Origin of the sequence: Rhizobium sp. BT-226, from assembly GCF_025847085.2 — a bacterium.
GTDB lineage: Bacteria > Pseudomonadota > Alphaproteobacteria > Rhizobiales > Rhizobiaceae > Rhizobium > Rhizobium sophorae.
Window position 1 is genome coordinate 1,565,965 of sequence record NZ_JAOYTI010000002.1, and the last position, 15,504, is coordinate 1,581,468.

At 65.5% G+C, this 15,504-nt stretch carries 22 protein-coding genes; all 22 read right to left on the reverse strand.

The features are described from left to right. Positions 1-4: 4 nt before the first annotated feature. The 22 genes from OIU37_RS17960 to OIU37_RS18065 all read right to left on the reverse strand — a co-directional run bounded on the left by OIU37_RS17960 (position 5) and on the right by OIU37_RS18065 (position 15,502). Complete coding sequence (locus OIU37_RS17960; RefSeq protein ID WP_064248251.1) at positions 5-286, reverse strand: VirB3 family type IV secretion system protein; 282 nt, start codon at positions 284-286, stop codon at positions 5-7. Next, positions 286-618 (reverse strand): TrbC/VirB2 family protein, encoded by a 333-nt coding sequence (locus tag OIU37_RS17965; protein WP_264258213.1) that lies wholly within the window; start codon positions 616-618, stop codon positions 286-288. The genes OIU37_RS17960 and OIU37_RS17965 overlap by 1 nt, the downstream gene beginning before the upstream one ends. Continuing rightward, a complete protein-coding gene (trbB, locus tag OIU37_RS17970) occupies positions 615-1,598 on the reverse strand; it encodes a P-type conjugative transfer ATPase TrbB (protein ID WP_264258214.1) in 984 nt (327 codons plus the stop codon). The genes OIU37_RS17965 and trbB overlap by 4 nt, the downstream gene beginning before the upstream one ends. A 169-nt stretch (positions 1,599-1,767) precedes the next feature. Then, positions 1,768-2,202: a CopG family transcriptional regulator gene (locus tag OIU37_RS17975; protein ID WP_264258215.1), complete on the reverse strand. Its 435-nt coding sequence runs from the start codon at positions 2,200-2,202 to the stop codon at positions 1,768-1,770. Between the two features lie 10 nt (positions 2,203-2,212). After that, complete coding sequence (locus OIU37_RS17980; RefSeq protein WP_264258216.1) at positions 2,213-4,198, reverse strand: conjugal transfer protein TraG; 1,986 nt, start codon at positions 4,196-4,198, stop codon at positions 2,213-2,215. 21 nt (positions 4,199-4,219) lie between these two features. After that, positions 4,220-5,959 carry a VirD2 family relaxase/mobilization nuclease gene (locus tag OIU37_RS17985; protein WP_264258217.1) on the reverse strand — a complete coding sequence of 580 codons (1,740 nt, stop codon included), beginning with the start codon at positions 5,957-5,959 and terminating at the stop codon, positions 4,220-4,222. A 237-nt stretch (positions 5,960-6,196) separates the two neighbouring features. Then, positions 6,197-6,961, reverse strand: a complete 765-nt coding sequence (locus tag OIU37_RS17990) for a lytic transglycosylase domain-containing protein (protein WP_264258218.1) — start codon at positions 6,959-6,961, stop codon at positions 6,197-6,199. A gap of 3 nt (positions 6,962-6,964) precedes the next feature. After that, entirely contained in the window at positions 6,965-7,312 is a 348-nt protein-coding gene (locus OIU37_RS17995) for a DUF736 domain-containing protein (RefSeq protein ID WP_264258219.1), read from the reverse strand. Between the two features lie 45 nt (positions 7,313-7,357). After that, a complete protein-coding gene (locus OIU37_RS18000; protein WP_264258220.1) occupies positions 7,358-7,903 on the reverse strand; it encodes a S26 family signal peptidase in 546 nt (181 codons plus the stop codon). Next, positions 7,900-8,418: a DUF2840 domain-containing protein gene (locus OIU37_RS18005; RefSeq protein ID WP_264258221.1), complete on the reverse strand. Its 519-nt coding sequence runs from the start codon at positions 8,416-8,418 to the stop codon at positions 7,900-7,902. Before OIU37_RS18005 ends, OIU37_RS18000 begins: the two co-directional genes overlap by 4 nt. Then, on the reverse strand, positions 8,415-8,669 hold the full coding sequence (locus tag OIU37_RS18010; RefSeq protein WP_264258222.1) for a hypothetical protein: 255 nt from the start codon (positions 8,667-8,669) through the stop codon (positions 8,415-8,417). Before OIU37_RS18010 ends, OIU37_RS18005 begins: the two co-directional genes overlap by 4 nt. Next, a complete protein-coding gene (gene parA, locus OIU37_RS18015) occupies positions 8,666-9,304 on the reverse strand; it encodes a ParA family partition ATPase (protein WP_264258223.1) in 639 nt (212 codons plus the stop codon). Before parA ends, OIU37_RS18010 begins: the two co-directional genes overlap by 4 nt. A 208-nt stretch (positions 9,305-9,512) precedes the next feature. Beyond that, a complete protein-coding gene (locus OIU37_RS18020; protein WP_264258224.1) occupies positions 9,513-10,400 on the reverse strand; it encodes a replication initiator protein A in 888 nt (295 codons plus the stop codon). Between the two features lie 11 nt (positions 10,401-10,411). Then, the gene (locus tag OIU37_RS18025; protein WP_264258225.1) at positions 10,412-10,699 is read right to left on the reverse strand and encodes an AlpA family transcriptional regulator; all 288 of its coding nucleotides are present in this window, start codon (positions 10,697-10,699) and stop codon (positions 10,412-10,414) included. A gap of 126 nt (positions 10,700-10,825) precedes the next feature. Then, the gene (locus OIU37_RS18030; protein WP_264258226.1) at positions 10,826-11,236 is read right to left on the reverse strand and encodes a DUF2285 domain-containing protein; all 411 of its coding nucleotides are present in this window, start codon (positions 11,234-11,236) and stop codon (positions 10,826-10,828) included. A gap of 40 nt (positions 11,237-11,276) precedes the next feature. Then, positions 11,277-11,591: a transcriptional regulator domain-containing protein gene (locus tag OIU37_RS18035; protein ID WP_264258227.1), complete on the reverse strand. Its 315-nt coding sequence runs from the start codon at positions 11,589-11,591 to the stop codon at positions 11,277-11,279. Between the two features lie 116 nt (positions 11,592-11,707). Then, positions 11,708-12,046: a DUF2285 domain-containing protein gene (locus tag OIU37_RS18040; protein ID WP_319004737.1), complete on the reverse strand. Its 339-nt coding sequence runs from the start codon at positions 12,044-12,046 to the stop codon at positions 11,708-11,710. A gap of 45 nt (positions 12,047-12,091) precedes the next feature. Continuing rightward, entirely contained in the window at positions 12,092-12,334 is a 243-nt protein-coding gene (locus tag OIU37_RS18045; RefSeq protein ID WP_211879336.1) for a helix-turn-helix transcriptional regulator, read from the reverse strand. Between the two features lie 183 nt (positions 12,335-12,517). Next, positions 12,518-12,844 (reverse strand): DUF736 domain-containing protein, encoded by a 327-nt coding sequence (locus OIU37_RS18050; protein ID WP_264258228.1) that lies wholly within the window; start codon positions 12,842-12,844, stop codon positions 12,518-12,520. A 564-nt stretch (positions 12,845-13,408) separates the two neighbouring features. Beyond that, positions 13,409-13,852, reverse strand: a complete 444-nt coding sequence (locus tag OIU37_RS18055) for a hypothetical protein (RefSeq protein ID WP_264258229.1) — start codon at positions 13,850-13,852, stop codon at positions 13,409-13,411. Positions 13,853-13,992: 140 nt separating this feature from the next. Further along, positions 13,993-14,160, reverse strand: coding sequence for a hypothetical protein (locus OIU37_RS18060; RefSeq protein WP_164714525.1), 168 nt, complete (start codon positions 14,158-14,160; stop codon positions 13,993-13,995). 247 nt (positions 14,161-14,407) lie between these two features. Further along, the gene (locus OIU37_RS18065; protein ID WP_264258230.1) at positions 14,408-15,502 is read right to left on the reverse strand and encodes a Shedu immune nuclease family protein; all 1,095 of its coding nucleotides are present in this window, start codon (positions 15,500-15,502) and stop codon (positions 14,408-14,410) included. Between the last annotated feature and the right edge of the window lie 2 nt (positions 15,503-15,504).

Genomic DNA, 15,504 nt, shown 5'->3' on the forward strand with positions numbered 1-15,504 from the left:
CCCCTCAAACCGACAGATGACCGGGGATGCGCAGATGTCTGCGCACGACGTCGACGAACTGCGGATCGCGCTTGGCGGCCCAGACGGCGGCGAAGTGGCCGATCGCCCAAAGACCGAGGCCGACCAGCCAGAGGCGCAGGCCGAGGCCAAGCGCGGCCGCCAGCGTCCCGTTCAGGATGGCGATCGAGCGCGGCGCGCCGCCGAGCAGAATGTGCTCGGTCAGCGCGCGATGGACCGGGACCGAAAAGCCCGGCACTTCGCCTGCCGTCTCCGCCGACGTCGCCATCAGACCAGCGCTCCGCCGCCGAACGAGAAGAACGAGAGGAAGAAGCTGGACGCGGCGAACGCGATCGACAGGCCGAAGACGATCTGGATCAGGCGCCGGAAGCCGCCCGAGGTGTCGCCGAAGGCGAGCGTGAGGCCAGTCACGATGATGATGATCACCGCGACGATCTTGGCGACAGGCCCCTCGATGGATTCGAGGATGGACTGCAGCGGCGCCTCCCACGGCATCGACGAACCGGACGCGTGGGCGGCGGGCGCGAGCGCCAAGGTGAGGAAGGTGACGGAGGCCGCCGTTGCGATATGACGGCGGACACGCATGGCATGCTGGATCATGACGGATCTCCTGTGGGGTGCGGACAAGCGGGTGTGACGCGGTAATCGCCGTCGGGGCCGAGCCCTTCGACGCGAGCGAGTTCGGCGAGCCGGCGCGAGGCGCCGCGGCCGGAGAGCACGGCAACCAGATCGATCGTCTCGGCGATCAGAGCGCGCGGAACGGTGACGACAGCTTCCTGGATGAGCTGCTCGAGGCGGCGGAGCGCGCCGATCGCGGTGCCCGCATGAATGGTGCCGATGCCGCCGGGGTGGCCGGTGCCCCAGGCCTTGAGCAGATCAAGCGCCTCAGCGCCGCGCACCTCGCCGATCGGGATGCGATCAGGGCGCAGACGCAGCGAGGATCGGACGAGATCGGAGAGCGAGACGACGCCGTCCTTCGTGCGCATGGCGACGAGGTTCGGGGCGGCGCATTGGAGCTCGCGCGTGTCCTCGATAAGCACCACGCGGTCGGACGTCTTTGACACCTCGGCGAGCAGCGCGTTGGTGAGCGTGGTCTTGCCGGTCGAGGTGCCGCCGGCGACCAGGATATTGCGGCGCTCGGCGACGGCGACGCGTAGCGCCTCAGCCTGTTCGGCGGCCATGATGCCGGCCGCGACATAGTCGTCGAGAGTGAAGACGGCGACCGCAGGTTTGCGGATCGCGAAGGCCGGCGCGGCGACGACGGGGGGCAGAAGGCCCTCGAACCGCTCCCCCGTTTCCGGCAATTCGGCGGAGACCCGCGGACTGCCTGGATGAACCTCGGCGCCGACATGGTGCGCGACCAGGCGAACGATGCGCTCGCCATCTGCCGGAGACAGCCTCTCACCCGTGTCGGAGAGTCCCTCGGACAAGCGGTCGATCCAGAGCCGCCCATCGGGGTTGAGCATCACCTCGACGATCGCGGGATCTTCCAGAAATTGGGCGATCGCCGGCCCGAGGGCCGTGCGCAGCATGCGTGCGCCGCGAAGGATTGCCTCCGATTTCTGGTGAGTGGCCGCCACGTCGTCCCCGTTTTTGTGCGCGCCCGCGAAGTGCGGCCCTGGATCGGGGATGAGTAGAAGAGGCAGAAATCAGGGCATGACAACAGCCGAAATGTGGTTGTCGTACTGTGGCGTACAAAGACAGGGAAACGGCGGAACCACTCTACACTTGCGATACCCTTGCCGACGATTATTCCGCGTCGCGCGCGGGATCGATGTCTTCCGAAATCTCCTGTCTGAGCTTCGGCCCAGTTGCGAGTCGGCGCCCCAGAGCCGCGATGAATGCCTCGTACCGCTCGCCGGCTTTGGCGCGAGCGGCCTGAGCGGCAGGCTCGGGAAGCGCAGGCGTCGTGGTCAGCCAGAAGCGGACAAATATCGCCAGCGTCTCGACGGAGATACCGACGTCACGCTCCACGCGGGTCATGCGCCGGTCGATCTGGTCGAGCCGCTTGGTGATCGCTGCCTCCTGGCGTTCCGCCGCATCGGGCGACAGGAAGGATGCAATGCCGGCCTCTGCGACCAGTGACAGCGAGTGGCCACGCCGGGCCGCGTGCGCTGCGAGGGCTTTCATGACCTCGGGTTCGAGATAGACGGAGAGCCGCTGCTTCTTCGGGGCTTTCATCATTGCGGCTCTCCTAAAGCTCAATGCCGTCGCCCGGGTCGAGCGAAGCCTGGCGCGCGACTTGCCGCATGTTCTGATTCATGCGGCTGAGGCGCGCCGCTTCGTCATCGGCATCGTCGGCCGGGTCGATCTCGAACTCATTCTCGATCGGCGTCACCTTGGCGATCGGCCGCACGCGGCTCAGCTCGGGCTGGCGGCGGCGCTCGGAATCGGTCGTGTCCTCCTCGTCCGGGTTAGCTCCCGTCGCCGCTGTCAGGATCTCTGGCGAGGGCGGCAATGCCAGTTTGCTCCAGTCGTCGGTCGAGACTACATCCGGCTTCGTCATGGTGGGCGGCCGCAGCACCCGTTCCTGAAACCGACGATCTTCGTAATAGCGCGCCTTCTTGGCCCGGATCGGCGGCGTCCCGGCGACCATGACGATTTCGTCGGAGGGCGGAAGCTGCATGATCTCGCCGGGCGTGAGCAACTGCCTGGCGGTTTCCGAGCGCGACACCATCATGTGACCGAGCCAGGGCGAAAGCCGGTGGCCGGCATAGTTCTTCATCGCCCGCATCTCGGTCGCGGTGCCGAGTGCGTCCGACACGCGCTTGGCGGTCCGCTCGTCATTGGTCGCGAAGCTGACGCGGACATGGCAGTTGTCGAGGATCGAATTGTTCGGCCCGTAAGCCTTCTCGATCTGATTGAGCGACTGGGCGATCAGGAAACTTTTGAGGCCGTAACCGGCCATGAACGCCAGCGCGCTTTCGAAGAAGTCGAGCCGGCCGAGCGCCGGAAACTCGTCCAGCATGAGCAGCAGCCGATGCCGGCCGCCCTTCGCCTGCAGGTCCTCGGTGAGACGCCGGCCGACCTGATTGAGGATCAGGCGGATCAGCGGCTTCGTCCGGTTGATGTCCGAGGGCGGTACCACGAGGTAAAGCGTGGACGGCCGCTTGCCCCCGACGATATCGGCGATGCGCCAGTCGCAGCGCCGGGTCACCTCTGCGACGACAGGATCGCGATAGAGACCGAGGAACGACATCGCAGTCGAGAGCACGCCACTGCGCTCGTTGTCCGATTTGTTCAGTAGCTCGCGCGCGGCGCTGGCGATGACGGGATGCGGACCAGCTTCGCCGAGATGCGCGGTCTTCATCATCGCCGCCAGCGTCGACTCGATTGGCCGCTTGGGATCGGAGAGGAAGGCCGCGACGCCGGCGAGCGTCTTGTCGGCCTCCGCATAGAGGACATGGAGGATCGCGCCGACCAGCAAGGCGTGGCTGGTCTTTTCCCAGTGGTTCCGCTTCTCGAGGGATCCTTCCGGATCGACCAGGATGTCGGCGATGTTCTGAACGTCGCGGACCTCCCATTCGCCGCGGCGCACCTCGAGCAGCGGATTGTAGGCGGCCGACTTCGGATTGGTCGGATCGAACAGCAGCACGCGCCCGTGTCGTGATCGGAAGCCTGCCGTCAGCGTCCAGTTCTCGCCCTTGATGTCATGGACGATCGCGGAGCCCGGCCAGGTCAGCAGCGAGGGCACGACGAGGCCCACGCCCTTGCCGGAGCGGGTCGGCGCGAAGCACAGCACATGCTCGGGGCCGTCATGGCGAAGATAGTCGCGGTCGAGCTTGCCGAGCACGACGCCGTCCGGCCCGAGCAGGCCGGCTGCTTTCACTTCCTCATCACGCGCCCATCGTGCTGAACCATAGGTCTCGACATTCTTCGCTTCACGCGCGCGCCAGACCGACATGCTGATGGCGACTGCGATCGAGATGAAACCGCCCGATGCGGCGATATAGGCGCCCTCCACGAAGATCGGCGGCGCATAGGCGTCATAGAAATACCACCACGGGAAGAAGGACCACGGATAGTAGATCGGCCATCCGGCCAGATCGAACCATGCGGGCCCGAGCTGCGCCTGAAAGCCGAGACGCCACGCGGTCCATTGCGTGGCCGCCCAGGTCGTGAAGAGTACGATCATGAAGACGGTGAGGATCTGGCCCCAGAGGATTTTCGTCGCCGACATGCAAGGGTCCTTTCTACGAGATTAGAGGCCGAGACCGCGCTTGCGGCCGAAGCTCCAGTCGACGCCGCCATCGCCACGGGCGACGCCAGAGACTTGCTGGCCAAGGTGCTTTTCGAGAGACGGCGACCAGGGCACGAGCTGGAAGCCGAGGCCGTCGTCGATCATGGCAAAGCGGCCTGACGCGAGGGCGATGCGCTGCCGATAGGCGCCGGCGACATATTCCCCGGTCCCCGCCTTGGCGAACGGGCGTCCGGTCTCGGCCGCGAGCTTCGCGCCGAGCGCTTCGACCTCACGCTGGCCCAGCGTGTCGATGAGATTGCGGGAGAAGATGACGCTGCGGCCGTGGCGCTCAGCCAGGCGCTGCTCAATCAGATGTTCCGCGCGGCGGTCCATCGCGTCGCGCACTTCAGCGCCGAACCCGCCACCGCCAAGCGCAACCGGCTCGCGGGCGATCGCCTGCCGGTCGAGCCAGGTCGCGCCGGTCGCGGTAACCTGTGCGGAGATGTCGAGATCCGAGCGGACGGCAAGCGCGACGCGCCGCTGCCCCCGCGCATCGTCGAACTTGCGCAGCTCGACGATCGAACCCGGCGCGCTGTCACCGGCGGCCTCGAGGTCGGGAAGCTTGATGTGGTGCGTGCGGCCGTCGACCCCGTCGACCACGGCGTAGGCCGTGCCCTTGAGCTCGTCGTCGAGGCCTCGCGTCACCAGCCGACCGACGACGGGGTCGTTCAGGCTTTCCCCGGCGATGACATAGCTTGCTGCGCCGCGCTCGATGCCGCGATCGGTCAGCGCGCGGTGCATGCGCTTGATGATGTCGCCGCGCTCGCCGAGCTCGCGCAGCGTCGCCTCCGCCTTCTCCGAGATCGTCCATTGGCCGGGACCGATCTCGTCGGCGAGGCCGAGGCCTTCGAGCTTGCGCAGCCGCCCGACTTTGAGGGCGTGGAATTCATCGGGCTGTCGATCGGGATGCGGGGCGAGGTCGACGACGCCGGTCCTGTAGGCGTCGCGCGCGAGCTGACGATCGAGATTGGTCCAGCGCTCGGACTCGATCTGGCGCTCGATGGTGCGACGGATGTCCTGATCGGTACGCGGCCCCAGCTCCTGCGTGATCAGATCCCGCGCGCGGTCGCGCATGCCCTCCTTGATGTAGTCGCGCGAGATGACGAGGTTCTCGCCGTCGTCGCGAACGCCGCGCACAATCAGATGGACATGGGGATGCTCGGTGTTCCAGTGATTGACAGCGACCCAATCGAGCCGGGTGCCGAGATCCTTCTCCATCTGCCCGACCAGCTCGCGGGTGAAGCCCTTGAGGTCGGCCATCTCCACCGCGTCGTCGGGAGAGACGATGAAACGGAAATGGTGGCGGTCATCCTCGCACCGCTCCGCGAACGCCTTGGGATCGGCGTCATCCCCGCCGGGGCCGAATAGCCGGGCCTTCTCTCCATCCCGGGTCACGCCCTCGCGGCGCAGATAATTGAGGTGGGTGCCGAGCGGCGCGTTGCGTCCACCCTGGCGCACGACCCGCGCCTTGACGACAGCGCCGCGCGAGCGGGCGGTCAGCAGCCGGTTGGCCTGCACCGCCGCGCGCTGGCCGCGGCCGAAGCGCGAGCGGTTGCCCGGCCCGATCCTTCCTTGCCGGGACACTGCGCCGCCGGCCTTCTGCGCGGCCGCAAGCGCCTGCGCGATGAAGGGCCTGACTTGCTGGGCGCGAGTCGAGCGGATGCGGCCTGGCCGGATGCGGAAATCGTCCTCGGCGCTCATGGCCGCAGCCCCGCACATCGCGCAAAGCTGAGGAAATCGTTAGGAAAGCGCCGCGCGCGCAGGCTGCGCCGATCAGGCGCGCATCGCGCAAAGGCGCCATAACCCCTTGAAAAACCACAACCGCACAAGGCCGCACATCGCGGCCCTTTATCCTGCCATCGTGCGGTTGTAGTGACTGCTCTTCCCGCCTCTGACGCCAATTCCACGCCAGAGCCGCCGCAGGGAGTGCGAAGCCCATCATCGCGGCCCCGCACCATCGGTTCGCGCCACGAACAGGCCGTCCGATCGCGGTGCAGGCATCGCCGGATCGCGCCCAGACTCCTGCGCAGGTGGTGCAGCGGGATCGCCGTCGGGCTGCGGCCGATCTGCACGCGGCCTGCTATCGACCTGCACGATGAAGAGCGGCGCACGGGTCCAGGCGAGCGGATCGGCGCTCGCCACCGTGACGGGGGCGGCGAGATCGCCGCCGCCGATGATCGGTGCGAGAGCGGCGACATAGGCGCGCGTTTCGGCCGGCAATGGGCGACCCGTCGCGCGATACTCCTCATAGCGCCCGGGACCGGCGTTGTAGGCCGCCAGAAAGCCGGGCGAACCGTAGCGACCGTGCATCTCGCGCAGATAAGCAGCGCCCGCCATGATGTTGTCGCGCGGGTCGTAGGGATCGCCGCCGAGACCATGTCGAGCGCGCAAATCCGTCCAGGTCGCGGGCATGATCTGCATCAGACCCATCGCGCCCTTGGGCGAGATCGCGCGCACATCACCGCGACTCTCGACGCGCATGACCGCGCGAATCCAACCTTCCGGAATGCCGAACCGGCGGGCGGCGTCGGCGATATAACCGGCATAGGGATCGCTGGGTGTTGCGCGTTCCACCGGCGCGTCCTGTGCGACAGCCGGGGCCGCCGGCGGCAGGGCGGTAAGGAGGCCGGAAAGGAGAAGGAAGGCTGTGCGTCGGACGGTGGGAAACCGTCCGACGACAGCGCGATGGCGGCGGGCCGGCATCGCTCAATCCCGCTCGCCGCGCCTGGGCGGGCGGTTCCAGTACAGACCCCAGGCTGACTTGTCGTCGGCCGACTGAAACAGATTGGCGCGGATCGGCTGCGGAAAGCATGGATCGTCGAGCTGCAGCGCGACGTACTCGCCGGCCTTCTCACCGGTGCGCTTCCAACCCGCGCCGAGCTCGGCGCGGGGTTCGTTATTCATCCCGTCGAAAACGTGGACGCGGAAATCTGGCGCATTCTCAGCGTCGGACGGCTCGGCCGGAATGATGATGATGTCCTGATGCAGCAGGAGCGTTTCCAAGTGGCCGATGAAGCCGCCATCGTCGCGGGTGAACTGACCTATCAGGGACATGATTGCCTCCGTGGGTGTGCGGTGAGGTTGGGATTGGGCACGCCGTCACCGCGTCGGCGCGCGCCAGACGAAGCGGCCGTTGCCGTCCTCGTCGGTGTAGAGGGGGATGGCCCGGCCGATCACGGCGGAGGCGGGCAGCGGTCCGAAGTAGCGACCGTCGAGGCTGTGGCGGACTTCCCAGTTCATCAGGAACAGTTCGCCCTCGCCGACGACGCGGCAGCCCTGCCAGATGGGCAGCGGATTGCCGCGGCGGTCCCGATCCAGCGCATCGCCCATCGGCACGGCGTCGACGGTGATCGCGAGGCCCGTCCTGCAAACCCGCTGGCCGGGAAGCGCCACGACGCGCTTCATCAGCGGCACGCCGCGCGGCAGATAACCGCCGTCGGCAAGGAAGCTCGCGAGCGGTTCGGGCGCGCGCACGGCGACCAGATCGGTGACTTCCGGGGACGGATCGGGCTCAATCGCGTAGAGTCCGATCGGCGTGCTGGCCGAGGCGTTCCAGATTAGCTTGGGCGCGAAGGAAACGAGCGACAGAGTGCCCAGCAACGACACAGCGGCCGTTGTAGTGATGGCGTAGCCGAGCCGGGTCATGCGCCGATCTCCCGCGCCAAGAGGAAGGCGCGATGGCGCTGCGGCGTGTAGGCGCGCGGCTCCTCGCCCGCGGCCAGGCGATTGTGAACGTGCCGCCAGTGATCGGGCGCGACCTCGGCCGGATCGATGCCGACCGCCTCGATCGCGTCGATGCGCTGGAGCATGCGCTCTACCTTCGGCCAGCCGTCGACGCGCAGCAGGATGTCGCCGCCGGGCGTCACGGTCGGGAGCGTCTGGCAGGCTTCGCCGGGAGCGACGGCGCGCAAAATGTCGAGCCGGGAGAGCACGGTGCCGTGCTCGTTCGCGGCCCAGCGCACCAGCGCGAAGGCCGCGCCGGGAGGGAAGAAGAGGATGCGGCGGCGCCGGTCGAGCACCTGTTCGCGCACCTCGCGACCGAAGCGGATCCAGTGCTCGATCTTCTTCTCGATCCAGACGAGTTCGATCTGGGTGAGATCGTCGAGCGTCAATCCGGTGGCGCGGCCAGCGCGCGCGGATGCGGCGACAAGGCCGGTCATTGGGCGTCTCCTTGGGCTGGTGGGAATTCGCGCTCGAACAGCGCGCGCAGCATGTCGGCGACCGTCTGGCCGCGCTGGAAGGCCGCGATCTTGATCCGGCCACGCATGTCGGCGGTGACATCGATGGTCAGCCTGGCCGAGAAGTCATCGGCGGCCTGAGCGCGTTGGGTTTGGCGGTCGGGCGCCTTGATCCAGCTCTCCGGATCGCCCGGCCGGGATGCGAAGCCGCGCTTGGGGGATCGTTCGCTCATGCGCCGATCCTCGTCACCTCGGCCGCGAGCGCGGCGATCTCGCGCGCGCCTGGACAAGCTTCGTCCTGCTCGGCGGCGATCCGTCCGGTCTGCATGACGTCGGCGAAGACGATGCGCTGACCGATGGTAGTGGCGAGCAATGGCGGGTCGTGGTCGGCAAGCGTCTCGGCGGTTTCGCGGGCGAGTACGGTGCGCGCCGCGCAGCGGTTCAGCACGAAGCGAGCGGCGAGCTGCGGGCGGTAGATGCGCGCCTCGCGCAGCAGCGACAGCATCTCGGCCGACGCCCAGCCATCGAGCGGCGACGGCTGCACAGGGATCAATACGAGATCGGCTGCAAGCAGCGCCGAGCGCATCAGGCCGGCGACGCGTGGCGGCCCATCGATGACGACATGGTCGGCGTCACGGGCCAGCTCGGGCGCCTCGCGATGCAGAGTGTCGCGCGCCAGGCCGACGACACCGAAGAGCCGCTGCAATCCCTCCCGGCTGCGCTGCTGCGACCAGTCGAGCGCCGAGCCCTGTGGGTCGGCGTCGATCAACGTGACGCGCTGCCCATGCCGAGCCCATTCGCCGGCGAGATGTAGCGCCAGCGTCGTCTTGCCGACGCCGCCCTTCTGGTTGAGGAGCGCGACGATCATGACGGTCTCCCGGGAAAAGGGGACTCGTCCACACGGCGCGAAAAAGCGGGTTCCGTTAGAAAGATTCCGTAGGAATCTAGGTTAGATAAGTTACGGGGCTCGCAAGCTGCTGATTCAGCGCGATGAATCGGCGATTTCGGTCCCCGATAGCACGAGAGTCCGGTCCCCGATGGCACGATGGTGCCGGTCCCTGATAGCACGACATGATTCACAGCTTATCCCCAGGGCGAGTTGTCGAGCGGCGACGGCGGCGCGGGATGCCGAGCGCGTCGAGATCGGTGGGTGCGAAGGACAGGATTTCGGGACCGCCGGGGCATTGCTCGATGTTGAGCCGGTAGCCCGGCAGCGGCTGGCGGCGGACGATGTCGCGCAGGTCGTAGGCGAAGTGCTTGAGCGGCGAGAGGCTGCCGGACTTCGCGTGGAGGTGCGGGAAATCGAAGCTCCAGCCGAACTCTTGGCGACCGCCGTGCTTGCGCACCAGGCGGTAGAGCCAGCGCTCCAGGCCGCCGGTGAGATCGAAGTATTTGCGGTCGATCGTCAGCACGAGTGCGTCGTCGAGGACGGCGCCGTAAAACCAGTCGGGAACGATCAGCTCGAGGCCGAGGGGACGGCCGCGGTGATCGGCGCGTTCCTTCCATTCGTTGATCCAGGAGAACCGGTGCATCCGCCGCTCGGTCGGCTGGCGGATGGAGGTCGCGACCGTTGTCGATTGCAGCCGATCCAGGGCGGCCTTGAGGCGGTCGTAGTCGCGCAGCGACACGCCGCGGCCGATGAAGTTCAGAATTTCATAGGGGGTGGTCGCCATCAGGCGAGAGGGGCGCAAGCCGACATCGCGCGCTTCGACGATCTGCGAGGCCGCCCAGATGAGGACGTCCGCGTCCCAGATCGTAGCCATGCCATGCTCGGGAACGGCTTCGACGCGGATCTTCACCGAGCCGGCCTTGAAGTCGATCGGCGCCAGGCGCTTCGACTTGGCGAGCGAGAAGAACGGGTAGGCCATGAGGTCCTGCGCGTCGCGCGGCGCGAGATCGCCGGGCAGCGCCCGGAACAGATCGAGCTGCGCGCGTTCATGGAGATGGGTGTGGCGGGACGACACGGCCGGCCACCTCAGCGCGCGAAGCGGCCGCCGGCAGTCGCGGAGGATGCGGTGGCCTGGCGCTTGGCTGGGAGCACGGTGCCGCCGCGCGGATCGGAGGTCGAGGTGACGAGACCGCGATCCGCCCACGCCTGAAGGTCGTCGACGGAATAAACGACGCGGCCACCGAGCTTGCGGTAAGTCGGGCCGGTTCCGTAGGTCCGGTGCTTCTCTAGGGTGCGCTCGGAGAGGCCGAGGAAGCGCGCCGCTTCCTGCGTCCTCAGATAGCGTGGCGGTAGATTGGCGGCTTTTTCGGCCATGATCGAACCTCCGTGGTCTCGCGGGTGGCCGCTGCGAACAAGCGGCGGGTTGCGAGCACGGTGGCGTGGCGACGGCGCCTCGGGCAGGAACGAAGTTAGGAAGTTATTTTCGACACAGAGGCGAGGTCAGCGGGAGCGGCGCGGACGGCGGAGCAGCGTGCGGTAGCCGCCGCGCACGTAAGACATGCCGTCGCGCGCAAGCCGGGCGATCGTTACCCGAACCGGGTTTTCGTCCCACGTCGCGGCATCATGTTTGAGTTTGGGAAAGATCTGTTCGGCAATCTTTCGATAGCTCGCGCCGGCTACACGAGCGTCGAAGACGCGGAGCATCAGGCGGGCCCGGTGACGGCGCTGCGGTGTGAGGCGTGGGTCGGGCGGCACACGCTTACCGAACATAGCGTGCCAGAGACGCTCGATGGCGATCAGTCGATCCAGCGTCAGCTCGTCGAACATGACGAACGCGCCGAGGGGACGACCATCATCGGCATCGGTGAGGACGACGTCGTAGGGCTCACCGCGTAGCGCAAGCCGGATCAAAGGGGCTTCGTGCTCGATAATGGCATGGGCCTGCAGATCGTCAACGCGGACGCTGAGATCTCCCGCCGGGCTCGGCCCAGCCGTGAACGGAAGCGTCGCCGGATCGGCTTGTGGGGTCCAGAAGATCGGTTGGACGAGCCCGGAGTTGCGAGGGTCGGCGACGAAATCGCAACCCCCATTGCTCGGCGAATTCGCGTGCAATGTCCTCGGTCAGCCGGCCGATGGACACCAATTCCTGATAGGATTTTCTGTATTCTGGATTACGACGCAGGAACTCCCAGGCAAGATCGCCGGGGGTCAACTTGTCGATATAGTCATAAGCGGCTTCGGACCGCCAACTGTCATCTTCGGACATCTCCACCGTCTCCGCGCAAGGTCTGCAACGCGAGTTTTGCAATGGATACGATTCCCGGTTGAATAACGTGCGGGAAGAACGAAGTGGCCGCAACGTGATGCGGTTTGCGCATCACCTCAGTGCAGGCGACCTTGGAGCAGCTGACAGAAGCCGCTGGTGGTCATCCATTTCGCGCGGTCGAGATGGCTGGTGTAGATGCGCAGAGCGCGCTCCGGATCGGCCTTTGCGTCGATACCGAAGAGGACTTCGACGACCTCACGCCAATCGGCGCTTTCCGCGTCTGCATCGAGCAGCCGAACATAGAGCTTCAGATGCGCCTCGTCGTAGGCGGTCAAAGCCGCGCTGGCCGGCGGTTGATCAAGAAAATCATCTTTGGTCACAACATCCCCCGATCGCGAGATGTATCCAAACTGGAGGCAATTGTTAACGATGATTTCATCGGAAAAATGACGCAAGGGCCTGATGCGGGAAGATGTGGCAACGCCGCGACCTGTCGAACGTCAGGTTTCCTTATGTGCATCGACGAGCAGCACTCCCTTGCCCTGATCGGAGTTCAGGAAGACGATGCCCGCGCGCTCGAAAGCCCTTCTCACCTCATCGCGCGTACTCTCAAAGACCTCGAGGCCACTGGTGGATTCGAGGCGCTTAAGCGCGGTCAGTGAGACCCGGGCCTTGTCAGCGAGCGTCTCCTGTGTCCAACCCAGCAACGCGCGTGCGGCCCGAAATTGTCGGGCGGTGATCATGCATGATCACCTCCCACACGGACCTACGCGCACGCCAAGACTACGACTATAATAGTCGTTCTAGGCCGGGTTTTCTAGCCAGAAGTGGCTGCTTGGGCTCTCAGCAGCCGAGAAAGGCGATGACTGATTCGGTCGCCGTAGAGCCGAGGCCCCGGCCTTCCGGCCGGGGCCTCGCGCGGGGGCTCAGTCGCCCCGGCGCCCGTTGGGGCGGGACCAGATGAGGGAGAAGGTGTCACCTTCCTCGTCGTCGAAGAGGTTGGCGTAGATCGGGGCGTTGAAGCTCGGATCGTCGAGCTTGAGGCCCAGATAGTCGCGGCCCTCGTTGGAGCGCTTGGACCAGGCGGCGCCGATCTCGGCGCGGCCGACCAGGACCCGGTGGCTGGGGGCGTTCTCGCCGCTGGCGCGCTGGTCGGGGACAATGCGCACGTTCTTGGCCTGGACACTGAGGGTGACGATTTCGCCGGTGAAGTCGTTCGAGCCGGTCTTCTTGAAGGTGCCGATGGTCGCCATTGTAAGTCTCCGTTTTCCGTTCCCGAGCCCGCACCATTGCGGCCTCGATGGCGATCGGCAGGCCGGAGGCGATCGACGGCGCACCCCGAAGGGGCCTGACAGCTAAGGAGGGCTTTCTTGTCTCGCGAGGAATGGCGGCGTAGCCGGCAGGGGAAGAAAGTTTGACGCGGCTGTTGCGTCATAGGTGATCGAGGCGAAGCCGGCCTTCGGCCAGATCAGGCCATTGAAGAGGCCGTTTGGAGCGGTTGAGGCACGGTCAGATAACGGAGGTGATGGTGGCCACCCCGCATCGGCAAACCGGCGGGACAGCAATGCTCACCGGCTTCGTCTCCTCCCGGCAGGGCATTGGTGCTGCATCCTGACCCTCGACCGCCAACTAAGAGATCGCCGCGCCGGATCTTCGGTGCGCCGAGGCGCGGTCCTGCCACGACACCCGCTCCAACGAGGCCGCTTCCCGCGGCCTAGCGTCTATCCGGACCCCACGCTTCAATCCCAACGGCCTAAGAGGACGTGGGCGGTCGTCGCCGATCGCTGGTCTCGTCCTCGCAACGGCGATGCCGACGATCACGCCCGCGCGAGGTCTCGGCCGGACGGTCCTGGGACCGCCGCCATTCCAGCGACCCGCACGAAAGCGGTGATACCAACCGCGGCTGCACCGATGACGGAGAAGGTGATTTGCCATCCCTCGGACGGCATGAGGTGCTTCACAATCCCATGTGTGGCGTGGAATCCAGCAATGGCTGCCGGCGCGACAAAGGCGATGGCCACGGTCAGCTTCAGCCACATCGGGCGGACGAAGGTGATCAGCAGGTGACCGGTCGCTAGCGTGAGGGCGGCGGCGACCGCCCCGACGAGGATTGCGCCAGGGATGCCGGCGCCGGTGCCGTGCGCCCAGGCGCCCGCGGTCACGCCGACGAACGCCGGCAGCGCGAAGACGGCCAGCGTGAACAGCAGCCAGCAAAGCAGGCCGATGGCTGCAAGGGATGCGAGTATTGCGAGGATGATCATGGTGGTGGCCTCCGTGAGAAAAAGTCTGACGGTCGCGCCTCCACCACCACCACGGCGCGCTCGAACTATAGCTGAAAATCGGCTGCGCCGGGCGCGGAAATCGCGGGCGACTTCCGCGCGGCGACGTCCGTTCGCCCCGGTTATGGGGCGAAGGGATCGATCTCATGGACGATCGCGGCCATGTCGCCGTCGTATTCGCTGGCGGGCGTCACCGAGAGGGTGCCGTCGCCGGCCTGGAAAATGATGATGGCGGCCATCAGGGTGGTGGCGAGGCTGAAGGCGAAGGCGTGCGCGTCGTTGAGGGACATCGATCCGGCTCCTGTTTGAGCGGAGGGCCATCCCCCGCTGACAGGCGCCCGAAGTGTCGGACTGAACGCTGCAATCACCGCGCAGGCGCAGCCGAAGCGGCGGCATGCTCGCATAGCCGACCCTTTACGGGTTGATGGCGTCAGGCGATCAGTCTGACCAAGGATCAGCGCAGATAAGCGGGGGTGGTGCTTCCGGGTCGGAGCCGGTTATCTTTCGCTCGTGCAGACGCAATCCGCCGCCAGTCGGCTAAAATGGGACCTCTGCCTCTTCCATCACTTCGCGACTGATGTTGGCGACGATGAACTTCGCTCGATGAAACAACTCGTCGAAAGTCAGAATTTCCGGCGCGCGAATGTTTCGGCGGTAGAGCTCGAAGCAGGCGATCTTATCGTCATTTCCGATAAGCTCCGACAGATTGCCAACGACCAAATAGCTTCGCGGCTCGATCGAATAGGCGCTCTCTCCGATGTCGGTGCCGTCACCATCCTTGAGCGCTTCCCTGAAACGGGTGCGGCCAAATTCGAACGCCGTTTTTTGAATCTGCGTCACGGCGTTAGACACTTCGTCGGACACGCCCCAGCACCCAGCGCGATAGGGCTTGCCCGATCGTAACAGATCGGTTTGATCCTTCTTGATTTCGACAAGCACATATTGGCTGATTTCCGCGCGGGTTCGCAGCAGTGCGTCAACGGTTTTGCCAGGCTTATCGAAGGTGTTTCCCGTCGTACGGCTTTCGAGAGCGACCGCTGCCTTATCTAGAAACACGTAGTTTAAGCCGTGCCCAAAAATCCACGGGTTGCTTTCGAAAAAGCTCTGCCACTCGGGTTCCGATAGCCCCGATCCGAGCTTGGCTTCGAACTCGCTCAACGCTTCGCGCTTGGCGGCGACGGCATAGATGTCGTGATGCAGATCGGGAGATTCGGCGAGTTCGTGGATTAGCTGTGCACCCTTCGAGCTACTCAATAGGGCGTTTAGGGCACCTAAATTCAGATTATCCAGAGATATTCTGGTTTTCTGCGCATCACTGAAATCTAAGTTCGATATGATCGCTAGGAACTCGTTTATCTGAGCAAGTTGGAAGTTGTTGATTTGGATATGACCGTCTTGCTGCCATCCGTATGTTTTGTGAAAGCGCAACTTCGTTATCTTAAAGGTTCCGAAATTTGCCTTGTCGCTCACGTAGAATGTTGAGACGGCCAGCTTGCATCTATCGGTAACATCGATTTCACCCAGGACCTGTTCGCTCTCGCCAACGATCGTAGCGTACGCTCCCGCCTTACCGGGATGTGTATAGAGCTGGTTCGCCTTGTAATTCGCGAGATATTCAATGTCTTCAGACACTA